The sequence below is a fragment of the Xanthomonas sp. NCPPB 2250 genome (assembly GCF_056725265.1).
The window spans coordinates 4178869-4193477 of the sequence record NZ_CM161520.1 but is presented as its reverse complement, the minus strand read 5'-3'; the positions used below and the strand labels follow the sequence as shown (position 1 = coordinate 4193477).

Annotated in this window: 13 protein-coding genes; 9 read left to right on the top strand and 4 right to left on the bottom strand. The window is 67.3% G+C overall.

The genetic code is table 11. The features are described 5' to 3' along the window. Position 1 precedes the first annotated feature (1 nt). From secY to AC1PMG_RS16900, 7 genes are all read left to right on the top strand, one after another. The gene (gene secY / locus AC1PMG_RS16930) at positions 2 to 1372 is read left to right on the top strand and encodes a preprotein translocase subunit SecY (protein WP_295935124.1); all 1371 of its coding nucleotides are present in this window, start codon (positions 2 to 4) and stop codon (positions 1370 to 1372) included. Between the two features lie 340 nt (positions 1373 to 1712). Then, complete coding sequence (gene rpsM / locus AC1PMG_RS16925) at positions 1713 to 2069, top strand: 30S ribosomal protein S13 (RefSeq protein ID WP_010340453.1); 357 nt, start codon at positions 1713 to 1715, stop codon at positions 2067 to 2069. 9 nt (positions 2070 to 2078) lie between these two features. After that, positions 2079 to 2471, top strand: a complete 393-nt coding sequence (rpsK, locus tag AC1PMG_RS16920) for a 30S ribosomal protein S11 (RefSeq protein ID WP_003470632.1) — start codon at positions 2079 to 2081, stop codon at positions 2469 to 2471. A 14-nt stretch (positions 2472 to 2485) separates the two neighbouring features. Next, positions 2486 to 3115 (top strand): 30S ribosomal protein S4, encoded by a 630-nt coding sequence (gene rpsD / locus AC1PMG_RS16915; RefSeq protein WP_010340454.1) that lies wholly within the window; start codon positions 2486 to 2488, stop codon positions 3113 to 3115. Between the two features lie 51 nt (positions 3116 to 3166). Then, complete coding sequence (locus AC1PMG_RS16910) at positions 3167 to 4165, top strand: DNA-directed RNA polymerase subunit alpha (RefSeq protein ID WP_010340455.1); 999 nt, start codon at positions 3167 to 3169, stop codon at positions 4163 to 4165. A gap of 200 nt (positions 4166 to 4365) precedes the next feature. Beyond that, positions 4366 to 4749, top strand: coding sequence for a 50S ribosomal protein L17 (gene rplQ, locus AC1PMG_RS16905; protein ID WP_010340456.1), 384 nt, complete (start codon positions 4366 to 4368; stop codon positions 4747 to 4749). 199 nt (positions 4750 to 4948) lie between these two features. Then, on the top strand, positions 4949 to 5455 hold the full coding sequence (locus AC1PMG_RS16900; RefSeq protein ID WP_481109640.1) for a disulfide bond formation protein B: 507 nt from the start codon (positions 4949 to 4951) through the stop codon (positions 5453 to 5455). Positions 5456 to 5654: 199 nt separating this feature from the next. On the opposite strand, the gene AC1PMG_RS16895 is transcribed toward AC1PMG_RS16900, so the two are convergent. Next, complete coding sequence (locus tag AC1PMG_RS16895; RefSeq protein ID WP_481109639.1) at positions 5655 to 6545, bottom strand: alpha/beta hydrolase family protein; 891 nt, start codon at positions 6543 to 6545, stop codon at positions 5655 to 5657. Positions 6546 to 6773: 228 nt separating this feature from the next. After that, positions 6774 to 8915 carry a TonB-dependent receptor gene (locus tag AC1PMG_RS16890; RefSeq protein ID WP_481109638.1) on the bottom strand — a complete coding sequence of 714 codons (2142 nt, stop codon included), beginning with the start codon at positions 8913 to 8915 and terminating at the stop codon, positions 6774 to 6776. Positions 8916 to 9115: 200 nt separating this feature from the next. Between AC1PMG_RS16890 and AC1PMG_RS16885 the strand changes: the two genes are divergently transcribed. Next, the gene (locus AC1PMG_RS16885; protein ID WP_481109637.1) at positions 9116 to 10510 is read left to right on the top strand and encodes a class II 3-deoxy-7-phosphoheptulonate synthase; all 1395 of its coding nucleotides are present in this window, start codon (positions 9116 to 9118) and stop codon (positions 10508 to 10510) included. A gap of 269 nt (positions 10511 to 10779) precedes the next feature. After that, on the top strand, positions 10780 to 11943 hold the full coding sequence (locus AC1PMG_RS16880; protein WP_481109636.1) for a mechanosensitive ion channel family protein: 1164 nt from the start codon (positions 10780 to 10782) through the stop codon (positions 11941 to 11943). A gap of 161 nt (positions 11944 to 12104) precedes the next feature. Here the strand turns inward: AC1PMG_RS16880 and AC1PMG_RS16875 are convergent, their stop codons facing one another. Both AC1PMG_RS16875 and typA read right to left on the bottom strand, forming a co-directional pair. Beyond that, positions 12105 to 12590, bottom strand: a complete 486-nt coding sequence (locus AC1PMG_RS16875; RefSeq protein WP_481109635.1) for a DUF2127 domain-containing protein — start codon at positions 12588 to 12590, stop codon at positions 12105 to 12107. A gap of 16 nt (positions 12591 to 12606) precedes the next feature. Next, positions 12607 to 14436 (bottom strand): translational GTPase TypA, encoded by a 1830-nt coding sequence (gene typA / locus AC1PMG_RS16870; protein WP_160959243.1) that lies wholly within the window; start codon positions 14434 to 14436, stop codon positions 12607 to 12609. Between the last annotated feature and the right edge of the window lie 173 nt (positions 14437 to 14609).

Here is a 14609-nt window from a genome sequence, read left to right as displayed (position 1 = left end):
GATGGCGCAGGCTGGCATGGGTAACCTCGGCGGCGGGCTCGGCAAGTTCACGGAACTTCGCCAGCGCCTGTTGTTCGTTCTCGGCGCATTGATCGTCTATCGCATCGGCTGCTACGTGCCGGTGCCGGGCGTCAATCCCGAAGCCATGCTTGCGCTGATGCAGGCGCAGGGCGGCGGCATCGTGGACATGTTCAACATGTTCTCGGGCGGCGCCCTGCACCGTTTCAGCATCTTCGCGTTGAACGTGATGCCGTACATCTCGGCATCGATCGTGATCCAGCTGGCCACGCACATCTTTCCGTCGCTGAAGGCGATGCAGAAGGAAGGCGAGTCGGGCCGGCGCAAGATCACACAGTATTCGCGCATCGGCGCGGTGCTGCTGGCGGTGGTGCAGGGCGGCAGTATCGCTCTGGCGCTGCAGAACCAGACCGCACCGGGCGGCGCGCCGGTGGTGTACGCGCCCGGCATGGGCTTCGTGCTCACCGCGGTGATCGCGTTGACCGCCGGCACCATCTTCCTGATGTGGGTCGGCGAGCAGGTGACCGAGCGCGGCATCGGCAACGGCGTCTCGCTGATCATCTTCGCCGGCATCGTCGCCGGCCTGCCGGCGGCGGCGATCCAGACCGTGGAAGCCTACCGCGACGGCAACATGAGCTTCATCTCGCTGTTGCTGATCATCCTGACCATTCTCGCCTTCACCCTGTTCGTGGTGTTCGTCGAGCGCGGGCAGCGACGGATCACGGTGAACTACGCGCGCCGCCAGGGCGGTCGCAACGCGTACATGAACCAGACCTCGTTCCTGCCGTTGAAGCTCAACATGGCCGGCGTGATTCCGCCGATCTTCGCCTCGAGCATCCTCGCCTTCCCGGCGACGCTGTCGATGTGGTCGGGCCAGGCCGCTTCCAACAGCACTTTCGGTATGTGGCTGCAGCGCATCGCCAACGCGCTGGGCCCGGGCGAGCCGGTGCACATGATCGTGTTCGCCGCGCTGATCATCGGCTTCGCGTTCTTCTATACCGCGCTGGTGTTCAACTCGCAGGAAACCGCGGACAACCTGAAGAAGTCCGGCGCGCTGATTCCGGGCATCCGTCCGGGCAAGGCCACCGCCGACTATGTCGACGGCGTGCTGACCCGCCTGACCGCGGCCGGCTCCGTATACCTGGTGATCGTGTGCCTGCTGCCGGAAGTGATGCGTGCCCAGCTCGGCACCTCGTTCCACTTCGGTGGCACCTCGCTGCTGATCGCGGTCGTGGTGGTGATGGACTTCATCGCGCAGATCCAGGCGCACCTGATGTCGCACCAGTACGAGAGCCTGTTGAAGAAGGCCAACCTCAAGGGTGGCTCGCGCGGCGGCGGTTTTGCCCGCGGTTGATTGCTATACTGTTTGAATCCTTCCGCGAAGACGCCCCCGGCTCCCGGGCGCAGTCTTCCGACTTGAAGGGCGGCCCGTGCAGCGGTCTCGTGCGCGGGTGAGACGTGGTGGTCCTGCGCTGGAGTAGCGCGGGCGGCAAGGTGGACACATCGCCTCGCCAACGACGTCCGGCGCCGGAGCATGGGCACACTCCCCATGCCGGGCTTGCGGAACCTTGCGGTTCCGCGGGCTTCCATGTAACCCGAGACCTTGCTAGACTTACAAGTTCACTTTTTGATCCATCCTGCCGGATGGCGCCGTGGTGCGCCGTCGGGCCATCACTCAGTTGGAGAACCGCGTCATGGCGCGTATTGCAGGCGTCAACCTGCCAGCCCAGAAGCACGTCTGGGTCGGGTTGCAAAGCATCTACGGCATCGGCCGTACCCGTTCGAAGAAGGTCTGCGAAGCCGCAGGCGTGACCTCGACCACCAAGATCCGCGACCTGTCCGAGCCGGAAATCGAGCGCCTGCGTCTCGAAGTCGGCAAGTACATCGTCGAAGGCGACCTGCGTCGCGAAATCGGCATCGCCATCAAGCGACTGATGGACCTGGGCTGCTACCGCGGCCTGCGTCACCGTCGTGGCCTGCCCCTGCGCGGTCAGCGCACCCGTACCAACGCCCGCACCCGCAAGGGTCCGCGCAAGGCGATCAAGAAGTAAGGGACCGACATGGCTAAGCCCGCAGCAGCAAAGACCAAGAAGAAGATCAAGCGCGTCGTCACCGACGGCGTCGCCCACGTCCACGCTTCGTTCAACAACACCATCGTGACCATCACCGACCGTCAGGGCAATGCGTTGTCCTGGGCGACCTCCGGTGGCGCCGGTTTCCGCGGTTCGCGCAAGTCCACGCCGTTCGCGGCGCAGGTGGCCGCCGAGAAGGCCGGGCGCGCTGCGCTCGACTACGGCGTGAAGTCGCTGGAAGTGCGCATCAAGGGCCCGGGTCCGGGTCGCGAGTCCGCCGTCCGTTCGTTGAACAACGTCGGATACAAGATCACCAACATCATCGACGTGACGCCGATCCCGCACAACGGGTGCCGTCCGCCGAAGAAGCGTCGCGTCTAAAGGAGCGATAAGAAATGGCTCGTTATATCGGTCCTACCTGTAAGCTCGCGCGCCGCGAAGGCGCCGATCTTTCCCTCAAGAGCCCGGCGCGTGCGCTGGACTCCAAGTGCAAGCTGGAGCAGAAGCCCGGCCAGCACGGCGCGACCGCCCGCAAGGGCAAGCTGTCCGACTACGCCACCCAGCTGCGCGAGAAGCAGAAGGTCAAGCGTATCTACGGTCTGCTGGAGCGTCAGTTCCGCAACTACTACAAGAAGGCCTCGACCAAGAAGGGCAACACCGGCGAGAACCTGCTGCAGCTGCTGGAAACCCGCCTGGACAACGTCGTCTACCGCATGGGCTTCGCCGTCACCCGTCCGGCCGCGCGCCAGCTGGTGTCGCACCGTGGCGTGCTGGTCAACGGCAAGTCGGTGAACCTGGCCTCGTACCAGGTCAAGGCCGGCGACGCGATCGCCCTGTCGGAAAAGGCGCAGAAGCAGCTTCGCGTGCAGGAAGCGCTGACCGTTGCCGAAACGCACGACCTGAACCCGTCGTGGGTCGAGGTCGATTCGAAGAAGTTCAGCGGCATCTTCAAGGCCGTGCCGGACCGTGCGGACCTGCCTGCCGACATCAACGAAGCGCTGATCGTCGAGTTGTATTCGAAGTAATCACATCGGAGAGCCTCCGGTCCACGGAGGCTCGTCAGGAGAACCCGCAACATGACGGTTACCGCCAACCAGGTTCTGCGCCCGCGTGGGCCGCAGATCGAACGCCTTACCGACAACCGCGCCAAGGTCGTGATCGAGCCCTTGGAGCGCGGGTATGGGCATACGCTGGGCAACGCCCTGCGTCGCGTGCTGCTGTCCTCGATTCCCGGCTTCGCGATCACCGAAGTCGAGATCGACGGCGTGCTGCACGAGTACACCACGGTCGAAGGGCTGCAGGAGGACGTGCTGGAAGTCCTGCTGAACCTCAAGGACGTGGCCATCCGCATGCATACCGGTGACAGCGCCACGCTGTCGCTGTCCAAGCAGGGTCCGGGGACGGTCACTGCCGCCGACATCAAGACCGACCACAACGTCGAGATCCTCAACAACGACCACGTGATCTGCCACCTGACCAAGGACACGGCGATCAACATGCGTCTGAAGATCGAGCGTGGCTTCGGCTATCAGCCGGCCGCCGCGCGCCGCCGTCCGGACGAAGAGACCCGCACCATCGGTCGCCTGGTTCTGGACGCCTCGTTCTCGCCGGTGCGCCGCGTCGCTTACGCGGTCGAATCGGCCCGCGTCGAGCAGCGCACCGACCTGGACAAGCTGGTGCTGGACATCGAAACCAACGGCACGATTGATGCCGAGGAAGCCGTGCGCACCGCCGCCGACATCCTCAGCGACCAGCTGTCGGTGTTCGGCGACTTCACCCATCGCGACCGTGGCGCGGCCAAGCCGGCCAGCAACGGCGTGGATCCGGTGCTGCTGCGTCCGATCGACGATCTGGAACTGACCGTGCGTTCGGCCAACTGCCTGAAGGCCGAGAGCATCTACTACATCGGCGATCTGATCCAGAAGACCGAAGTCGAGCTGCTCAAGACCCCGAACCTGGGCAAGAAGTCGCTCACCGAGATCAAGGAAGTGCTGGCCCAGCGTGGCCTGTCGCTCGGCATGAAGCTGGAGAACTGGCCGCCGGCCGGCGTCGCCCAGCACGGCATGCTCGGCTGAGTATTGCGCATCCGGCCGGTGCCGCAAGGCATCGGCCGCGTGTCGTTCGCTTCATCCGCATCACCACGTCGACGGGTCGCCAAGCCCGCGGCGTCGCCCGGTCAGGGACGGCCGGCACGGACCATCCGCAGTCCACTTTCAACGCCACGACGGCGACAGCGATCTCCAACAGTCACACTCTTCCATAGGAATCCCAACCCATGCGTCACCAGAAATCCGGCCGCAAGTTCAGCCGCACCAGCGCCCACCGCGAAGCGATGTTCAAGAACATGGCGGCGTCGCTGATCAAGCACGAGCTGATCAAGACCACCCTGCCGAAGGCCAAGGAACTGCGCCGCGTCGCCGAGCCGCTGATCACCCTGGCCAAGGTCGACAACGTCGCCAACCGCCGCCTGGCGTTCGCCCGCCTGCGCGACAAGGAAGCGGTCGGCACCCTGTTCACCACGCTGGGCCCGCGCTACCAGGCGCGCCCGGGTGGCTACCTGCGCATCCTCAAGTGCGGCTTCCGTGCCGGCGACAACGCGCCGATGGCGTACGTCGAGCTGGTCGATCGCCCGGCCGTGGCCGAGGAAGTGGCCGAGTAATCGGTTCGCCCCTGCAGCAGCAAGAAGCCCGGCATGTCCGGGCTTTTTGTTTTTGGGGCGGGGATTGGGGAGGCGGGATTGGGGATGGGTGGAGCGCGGTCGCGGCGCGGGCTGGGGGCGGCCGACAGCGCCATGACACATGGTGATGGAGCGCACGATCGCGGATAATGCGCGAATCGTCGATGCGAGTTCGAGTCCGATGAATCCGTTACGTTGGGGTTTCCGCGCGCAGTTCCTGCTCGGCTTTCTGATCTGTGCCGGCCTGCTGGGCTATGCGATCTTCGTGCAGCTGCAGCTCGGCATCGAGCCGTGCCCGCTGTGCATCTTCCAGCGCATCGCGTTCGCGGCGCTGGGCGTGCTGTTCCTGCTCGGCGCCCTGCACGGACCGCGCAGCGTCGGCGGGCGCAAGATCTATGGCGTCCTGGCATTCCTTGCCGCGCTCGTGGGCGCCGGCATCTCCACCAAGCACGTCTCGGTGCAGTTGTTTCCGGACCCGATGGCGTCCTGCGGCCCGCCGCTGAGCTTCCTGCGCGAGACCATGGGGCCGTTCGAAGTGCTGCGCCGGGTGCTGACCGGCACCGGCGACTGCGGCAACATCGACTGGCGCTTCCTCGGCCTGTCGATGCCGATGTGGTGCCTGATCTGCTTCGTGCTGCTGGCGGTGTTCGCACTGTATGCGGCTTCAAGAGCCGTCGGCGCACGCTGATCTGACCGTCTTGCTGCCGCGCTCGATCGCCTGGTCTGATGGCGACCGTCGGCACCCCGCCGGGCGCTGAGGTGGGCTGAGGTGGCTGCGCAAAGGGGCGCGTGGCGCATGTCGTCATCGCGCACTGATGTTGCCCATTCGATCCGTGCAGCGTCCGGTTGGCCGCTCGCCGCTGGCGATCCGTAATTCCCCCTGTGCCTCAGTGCGCCGCGCTGGCCTGTGGCAGCGCCGTCGTGCTTGTAGCCTGCGGGAGCACCTGGGCGAGGAAAGCGGCCACCGGCCCGGCCCAGACCGACGGGTCGGCCTGGGCGAAGGTCTTGTGGCCATCGTCGCCGAACGGCGGCAGGTCGACGAAGGTCACCGGCGGCGTCGAGCCGGCGCGGTAGGCGGCGTACATGCGGTGCGCCAGGTCGCGCCGGAAGAAGTGATCGTTCTCGGCGTACAGCCACAGCTGCGGCAGCGTGTTCGCTGCGCCCAGCGTCTTCTCCGCCTCGACCAGGCGGTCCTCGCCCGCGCAGATGACCTCCTTGCCATTGCTGCCGCGTCCGCCAGCGAAGCTGATGACGCCACGTACGCCCGGCGGCGGCGCATCGGCCAGCGCCACCGCGCCGAGGCCGCCGGCGGACTGGCCGACCACGACGATGCGCTGCGGGTCCGCGCCGGGCAGGCGTGCGGCGGCGTCGACGATCGCCGCCTCGGCCGCGGCGATCTTGCGCCCGGCGACGACGAAATCGACGTCGTGGCAGTTGCCGGCGCCTTCCAGGTAGGTGCCGCTGGAACTGCCGTAGCCAGGCCGCAAGGCCAGCACCACCATGTAGCCGCGGGCGGCGAACCAGCGCGCGGCGCGGGCGAAACCAAGCCGGGTGTCGGCGAGCTTGCGCTTGTCCGCCGGTGTGCCGTGATGGATGACGATCAGCGGGAACGGGCCGGGGCCTGTCGGTCGATACACGCGGGCGGCGAGATCGTAGTCGACACCCTGCACGACCACCGGCATTCGGAAGTCGGTGACGCGTTCGGCGTGTGCCGGTGGCGGTGCGGCGAGGATGAGGATCGCGGCCGCGAGGGCGGCGGCGAACAGATGTCGACGCATGGGGGGGGCTGCCTGGACGAATGCGTGGCAACGCGTCGTGGCGGTCAGGAGCGCGGGGATGCGGCTGCGGCACGCCTCCCTCGAGCGGGGCGACGCCATGGCCACGACGCGGCGCGCGGCTTCGCTGTGATGCCGGACGGGCCGCGGCAATGCCGGGCTCGTCACGTCCTGCTGAGCGGGCCTGCGGCGCGCCGGATGGCACGCCGCAGGCGGGTCGGGCGTGCTTGCTCAGAAATCCTGCTGCAGGCTCAGGTAGACGCCGCGGCGCGGCGCCCACTGCGGCGCGAACACGCCGATGCCGCCGCCGTCGCGCAACTGGTAGTGGCGGTCGAGCACGTTGAGCACGGCCAGCTGTGCGTGCAGCGGGTGACTGCTGGCCAGGGCGAAGTCGTGGCCGGCGCTGAGGTTGAGCTGGAAGTACGCCGGCAGCTCGCCACCATTGGGCACGCCGTCGGCGTCGGTGCGCAGGCCGCTGCCGAACAGGTAGTCGGCGCCGATGCGGCTGTCGTCGGCCAAGGCGTAGTTGATGCCGCCGGAGGAGGTCAGCTTCTGATCGTGGTCCAGGTGGATCCAGTGGTCGTAGGCGTAGGCCAGCGCGTCCGGGTCGAAGTTGTACAGGCTGGTCATCACCCGCTTGCCCATGGCCTTGCTGTAGGCCGCGTTGAAGTAGGCGTTGATCGGGCCGTTGCTGTAGTCGGCGCTGAACTCGGCGCCGCGGATGCGGCCGTAGCGGTAGTTGAAGGTGGAGTAGACGTAGGCGGCGCCGAACTGGCCTTCGTCCTGCAGGCGATCGGCCTTGCGGTAGTAGGTGTCCAGGCCCAGGGTCAGGTGGTCGCCGACCATCTGCGAGATGCCCAGGTCGTAGTAGTCGCTGCGCTCGCTCAGCGGCTTGGTCGGGCCGCCCGCCGCCGACTGCTGGTTGGTGGTGCCGTCGTACAGGGCGATGTCGCTGGTGGAGATCAGCTCGGTGGCCGGCGGGGTGAAGTAGCGCGCATAGCCGGCGTGCAGGGTGGTGCTGTCGCTGGCGTGCCAGACCACGCCCAGGCGCGGGCTGAGCTGGCCCTCGGTGGTGCCGAACGCCTTGTAGCGGTCGCCGCGCACGCCGTAGTTGATGGTCCAGGCGTCGCTCGGCTGCCACTCGTCCTGCAGGTACACCGCGTAGGTGCTGGCGTGGAAGCGGCTGGCGTCGGGGATGAACAGCGGCACGTCGCTGCTCTGGCTGCCGTCGTCGTTGGCCGGGAACACGTAGGCGTTGTTGCTGGCGTTGGCGTGCTCGAAGTTGCCGTACACGCCATAGCGCAAGGTGTGGGTGCTGCCCCACGGCGTGGAGAAGTCGGCCTGCAGGGTGCTGGCGCGGTTGGCGCGCTGCACCTGCGAGGCGATGCCGTTGAAGATCAGGTCGCCGGCGATGTCCGGGGAGAACGCGACGCTGCTGTAGCGCTGGCCGGCCGACAGCTGGTAGCTGGTGTCGCCGAGCGCGCCCTGCAGCACCAGGGTGCCGAAGCGGGTGTTCTCGCGCTGGTTCTCGTCGAGCTGAGAGGAATCGAAGGTGCTGATGCCCTGGTAGGTGAACGCCGGCGTCTGTCCCGGGTTGTTGGGGATCTGGAAGCGATTGTTGGCGTAGCCGACCAGCAGGCTGAGCCGGGTGTTCTCGTTCAGCAGGTAGCTGAGGTCGGCGAAGCCCTTGCCCTGGTGGGTCTTGTCGTGGATCGGGTTGTCGCTGTCGGTGGGGTTTTCCATGCCGATGCGGTTCTGCAGGTAGTTGCCGCTGGCGAACCAGCTGAAGCGGCCGTCGCTGCCCCACCACGAGGCGTTGGGGTTGAGCGTGCCGTAGGAGCCGCCGGTGATGCCGACGCTGCCGCCGTTGCCCAGTTCCACGCCGTTCTTGGTGGTGATGTCGACCACCGCCGCGGTGCGGTCGCCGAACTGCGCCGGCAGCGCGCCGTCGAGCAGGCGGATGTTCTTGATCGTGCGCGGGTCCAGGGTCTGGCCGAAGCCGGAGATGGATTCGGGGATCATCACGCCGTTGATGCGGTACTGCAGGTTGGCGTGGTCGCCGCGCACATGGATGCCGCCATAGGAATCCTGGACCACGCCCGGTGCCTGCAGCAGCACCTGGTTGAGCGGGGTGGAGGCGCCCAGCGGCAGGCGCGCGATGTCCTCGGCGCTGATCGCGTACTGGCTGCTGCCGATGTCCGGCGACAGCGCGTTGCGCGCGGCTTCCAGCTTGGCGGTGACGGTGACCGGATCGAGATCGACGGTCGGCTCGGCGGCAGCGCTGCTGTCGGCGGCCGCATCCGCAGCGAGGGCGAGGCCGGGGGCGACCAGAAGGATCAGGGCGATGGCGGAGGAGAGGGGGCGAGGTGTCATGGCGAGGTGGACCGAATGGAAAGGAATTGTTACTTAATAACAGTGTGCTTTCGCAAAAACGCCGGCGTAGGCCGGAAGTCATGGTGGCATCGCGATGTTGCTTGCCGTTCATGTCCTGGCGCTGCCAGCGTGACCGGCGTGCGGCGCTATGCGGCGCGCCCCGGCTCTGCGAACATCGCACACTGCCAAGGAGTCCTTTCATGAATCTGTCCGCCGCCGCCGTGTCCGCATCCGCCTCGTCGTCCTGGTCACCTGCCAGTTGGCGTGACAGGCCGGCGCTGCAGATGCCGGTGTATCCGGACCTGCAGGCGCTGGAGACCGCGCTGACGGAACTGCGGCAGTTGCCGCCGCTGGTGACCTCCTGGGAGATCTTCGCGCTGAAGAAGCAGTTGGCCGAGGCGCAGGAAGGCAAGCGCTTCTTGCTGCAGGGCGGCGATTGCGCGGAGAACTTCAGCGATTGCGAATCCGGCACCATCTCCAACCGGCTCAAGGTGCTGCTGCAGATGAGCCTGGTGCTGGTGCACGGCCTGCGCCTGCCGGTGGTGCGGGTCGGCCGTTATGCCGGGCAGTACGCCAAGCCGCGCTCGGCCGATACCGAGACCCGCGACGGTGTGACCCTGCCCAGCTACCGCGGCGACGTGGTCAACGGCCCGGAGTTCACCGCGCAGGCGCGGGTGCCGGACCCGCGGCGCATGATCACCGCGCACTCGCGTTCGGCGATGACCATGAACTTCGTGCGCGCGCTGATCGACGGCGGCTTCGCCGACCTGCACCATCCCGAGTACTGGAACCTGAGCTGGGTCGGCTGCTCGCCGCTGGCCGAGGACTACCAGAAGATGGTGGCCTCGATCGGCGATGCGGTGCGCTTCATGGAGACCCTGTCCGGCGCGCAGCTGTACAACCTCAACCGCGTCGATTTCTACACCTCGCACGAGGCCTTGCTGCTGCCCTACGAGGAAGCGCTGACCCGCGAGGTGCCGCGGCAGTGGGGCTGGTTCAACCTCAGTACGCACTATCCGTGGATCGGCATGCGCACCGCGGCGCTGGACGGCGCGCATGTGGAGTACTTCCGCGGTATCCGCAATCCGATCGCGATCAAGGTCGGGCCGTCGGCGCAGCCGGACCAGTTGCTGCGCCTGATCGACGTGCTCAATCCGGAAGACGAGCCCGGCCGGCTGACCTTCATCCACCGCATGGGCGCGGCGCAGATCGCCGAGAAGCTGCCGCCGCTGCTGGACGCGGTGAAGCGCGACGGCCGCCGCGTGCTGTGGGTGTGCGATGCGATGCACGGCAACACCGAAAGCACCAGCAACGGCTACAAGACCCGGCGCTACCAGAACGTTCTGGGCGAGGTGGAGCAGTCGTTCGACATCCACGCCGCGGCCGGTACCCGCCTGGGCGGCGTGCATCTGGAGCTGACCGGCGAGGACGTCACCGAGTGCACCGGCGGCGCACGCGAACTCACCGAGCGCGACCTGGAGCGGGCCTATCGTTCCAGCGTCGACCCGCGCCTGAACTACGAGCAGTCGCTGGAGATCGCGATGGCGATCGTGCGCAAGCAGAACGGACGCAACGTCGCCACGCCGCTGGCGTAGTCGGTTGGTGTAGTCCGCGGCGCGTGCCGCTGCCGCATGTGCGGCGCCTCGTCGTGCCGTGGCCTGAGGGCTGCGGCCTCGCTGCGTGCGATACCTCGCGCCGGCTTTGCGTCGCCGGCCGCATGCGCCACTTTTCGGAAGCGCTTGCAGTGCGCGCCTGTATGCCATGCGGCTGTCATCGCCAGGCGCCGCAGCGCGCGTGCTCGACATCGCGCTAATCCCCGCACTGCCAGACTGTCGCGACTCCTCCCCCGACAAAGGAGCGCAACGTGACCCTCGATCTTCACTGGGTGCCCTGGCGTGCCTATACGGTGCCGATCGGCGCCGCGCTGATTCTCGGTTTCCTGGCCTGGTGGCTGTTGCTGCGCATCGCCCAGCGCATGCGCGGCCGCGACTACCGGCGTGCGCGCATCGTGCGCTTGATCAGCGTGCCGGTCGCCTTCCTGCTGCCGATGCTGATGCTCAGCTTCGCGCTCGAATCCACGCCGCTGGACGAGAAGGCGCTGACCGACCTGCAGCATCTGTTGCACATCGGCATGATCGGCTGCGTGACCTGGCTGCTGGTGCGCGGCGTGGCGGCGCTGGAAACGGCGATCCTGCGCAGCCATCCGATCGAGGTGGCGGACAACCTCACCGCACGCCGCGTGCAGACGCAGACCCGGGTGCTGGCGCGGGTGGCGATGGGCACGATCATCCTGGTGGGCACCTCGATCGTGCTGCTGACCTTCCCGGCGGTGCGGCAGATCGGCACCACCTTGCTGGCCTCGGCCGGCATCATCGGCCTGGTCGCCGGTATCGCCGCCAAGCCGGTGTTCGGCAACCTGATCGCCGGCCTGCAGATCGCGCTGACCCAGCCGATCCGGCTCGACGACGTGGTCATCGTCGAAGGCGAGTGGGGCCGCATCGAGGAGATCGGCAGCTCCTACGTGGTGGTGCGGATCTGGGACGAGCGGCGCATGGTGGTGCCGCTGACCTGGTTCATCGAGAACCCGTTCCAGAACTGGACGCGCAACAGCGCCGACCTGCTCGGCACCGCGTTCCTGTGGCTGGACTACCGCACGCCGATCGCGCAGGTGCGCGCCGAGCTGGAGCGGATCTGCAAGAGCGAGCCGCTGTGGGACGGGCGGGTCTGCGTGACCCAGGTGACCGACACCAGCGAGCGCACGATCCAGGTACGCCTGCTGGTCAGTGCGCGCAACTCCGGCGATGCCTTCGACCTGCGTTGCATCGTGCGCGAACGCATGCTGGATTTCCTGGTGCGCGAGCATTCCTACGCCTTGCCGCTGCTGCGCGCTGAAGTGGCGCCGGAGCCAGTGCGGCTATCGCACCCGCCGGTGCGCGCCAGCGACTCGGAGGCGATGCGCTCGCCGGGTGCGGAGGATGGGGCGCCGGCAGTGAATGCGACAGCGGGCGAGGCACGCGCGTCCCGCTGATCGCTGAGCGGTGCTGCCGCATGGTCATGCTGCGTGGGACGGATTCTCTGCGCGACCGCCAGCGGTGCCCGCCAAATGCCAGGAACACCAATGCTCCCACCGGTGACTGGCAGGCGCGTATCGCTTGAAGAAAGCCGGCACCGCCGCGGCGCGGGGTGCGGCTAGGCTGCCGGAGAATGTCGCCGCCGCCGCACCAGGTCGCGGGCGAGGATGCCGACCACGGCAAGATTGATCGCCAGCACCGCCCACGACGCCCAGCCGGGATGGCGCACGATGGCGTAGACGTCGAACGGCAGGTAGATCGCCGCGGAGATGCAGCCCAGCAGCGAGGCCCAGGCCTTGGCGCGCCACAGGCCCCAGGCCTCGATGATGTGCAGCACGCCGTAGGCGAGCATGCCGGCGGCGGCCAGGTGCACCGCGCCGGGGCTGATCATGGTCAGCAGCGAGGGCAGGGCGCCGTGGTCCGGGTCCAGGCTGAAGCGCACGATCAGCTTGTCTACCCCCGCGCGCAGCGGGGCCGGACCCATCAGTTCCAGCCCCGTGGCCGCCAGCACCGCGAGCAGGCCCTTGCCGGCCTCCAGCAGTGCGATCAGGTGCAGACCCGGATGCGCGTGCGGATCCGGGTTGTACGCCTTGTCGGCGGCCATGGGCGTACGCTATCCCTTAGCCCGCGCGACCGGCGCGCTTGCGCTCGTTTTCGGTCAGGTGCTTCTTGCGCAAGCGGATCTCCTTCGGGGTGACTTCGACCAGTTCGTCGTCCTCGATGAAGTCCAGCGCCTGCTCCAGCGTGTACTTGATCGCCGGGGTCAGCTTGATCGCATCGTCCTTGCCCGAGGCGCGCATGTTGGTCAGCGGCTTGGTCTTGATCGCGTTGACGGTCAGGTCGTTGTCCTTGGAGTGGATGCCGACCAGCTGCCCTTCATACACGTTGTCGCCTTCGGCGGCAAACAGGCGGCCACGCTCTTCCAGCGGGCCCAGCGCGTAGGCGGGGGTGGCGCCCGGCGCGTTGGCGATCATCACGCCGTTCTGGCGCTTGGCGATGGCGCCCTGTTCCTTCGGGCCGTAGTGGTCGAACACGTGGAACAGCAGGCCCGAGCCCTGGGTCAGGGTGCGGAACTCGTTCTGGAAGCCGATCAGGCCACGCGCCGGGATCATGTAGTCCAGGCGCACGCGGCCCTTGCCGTCCGGCTCCATGTTCTTCAGCTGGCCCTTGCGGGTGCCCAGCTTCTCCATCACGCCGCCTTGGTGCTGCTCCTCGATGTCCACCACCAGCTGCTCGACCGGCTCCATCAGCTTGCCGTCGATCTCCTTGATGATGACTTCCGGGCGCGACACGGCCAGCTCGAAGCCCTCACGGCGCATGTTCTCGATCAGCACCGACAGGTGCAGTTCGCCGCGGCCGGAGACCAGGAACTTGTCGGCGTCTTCCAGCTGCTGCACCTTCAGCGCCACGTTGTGCACGGTCTCGCGCTCCAGCCGGTCCTTGAGCTGGCGGCTGGTCAGGAACTTGCCGCCGGACAGGTCCTTGTTGCCGGCGAACGGCGAGTTGTTGACCTGGAAGGTCATCGAGATGGTCGGCTCGTCCACGGTCAGCGGCGGCAGCGCCTCGGGGGCTTCCAGCGCACACACGGTGTCGGAGATGGTCAGTTCCTGGATGCCGGAGATGGCGACGATGTCGCCGGCCTGCGCGCTGTCCTGCTCGATCCGCTCCAGGCCCAGGAAGCCCAGCACCTGCAGCACCTTGCCCTGGCGCTTTTTGCCTTCGCGGTCGATCACCGCCACCGGCATGTTCTTCTTCAGCACGCCGCGCTGGATGCGGCCGATGCCGATCACGCCGACGAAGTTGTTGTAGTCCAGCTGGCTGATGCGCATCTGGAACGGGCCGTCCGGATCCACGTCCGGCTTCGGCGCGTGCTGCATGATCGCTTCGTACAGCGGGGTCATGTCGCCGTCGCGCACGCTGTCGTCCAGCGAGGCGTAGCCGTTCAGCGCCGAGGTGTAGACGATCGGGAAGTCGAGCTGCTCGTTGGTCGCGCCGAGCTTGTCGAACAGGTCGAACACCTGGTCGATCACCCAGTCCGGGCGCGCGCCGGGGCGGTCGATCTTGTTGACCACCACGATCGGCTTGAAGCCCATCGCGAACGCCTTCTGGGTCACGAAGCGGGTCTGCGGCATCGGGCCGTCCATCGCGTCGACCAGGATCAGCACGGTGTCCACCATCGACAGCACGCGCTCCACTTCGCCGCCGAAGTCGGCGTGTCCGGGTGTGTCGACGATGTTGATGCGGTTGCCCTGCCAGGTGATGGCGGTGTTCTTGGCCAGGATGGTGATGCCGCGTTCCTTTTCCTGGTCGTTGCTGTCCATCACGCGCTCGGCCAGCACCGTGCGCTCGGACAGGGTGCCGGACTGCTTCAGCAGGCAGTCGACGAGGGTGGTCTTGCCGTGGTCGACGTGGGCGACGATGGCGATATTGCGAAGATTTTCGATGGACATGCGAAAGGGGGCCAGCCGGCGCCAGAAGGAAGGAAAGGAAGCCACCTAGTATACCCGGATCCCGTGACGCCTGCCGGCGGCCGGCGGCGGTGGGCCGGGCGGGGGCATTCAGGCGCCGGCGGCGGGCGCGGGCAAAGCCTGAACAAGGCGACGTGTATCCTATGCGCCCCTCA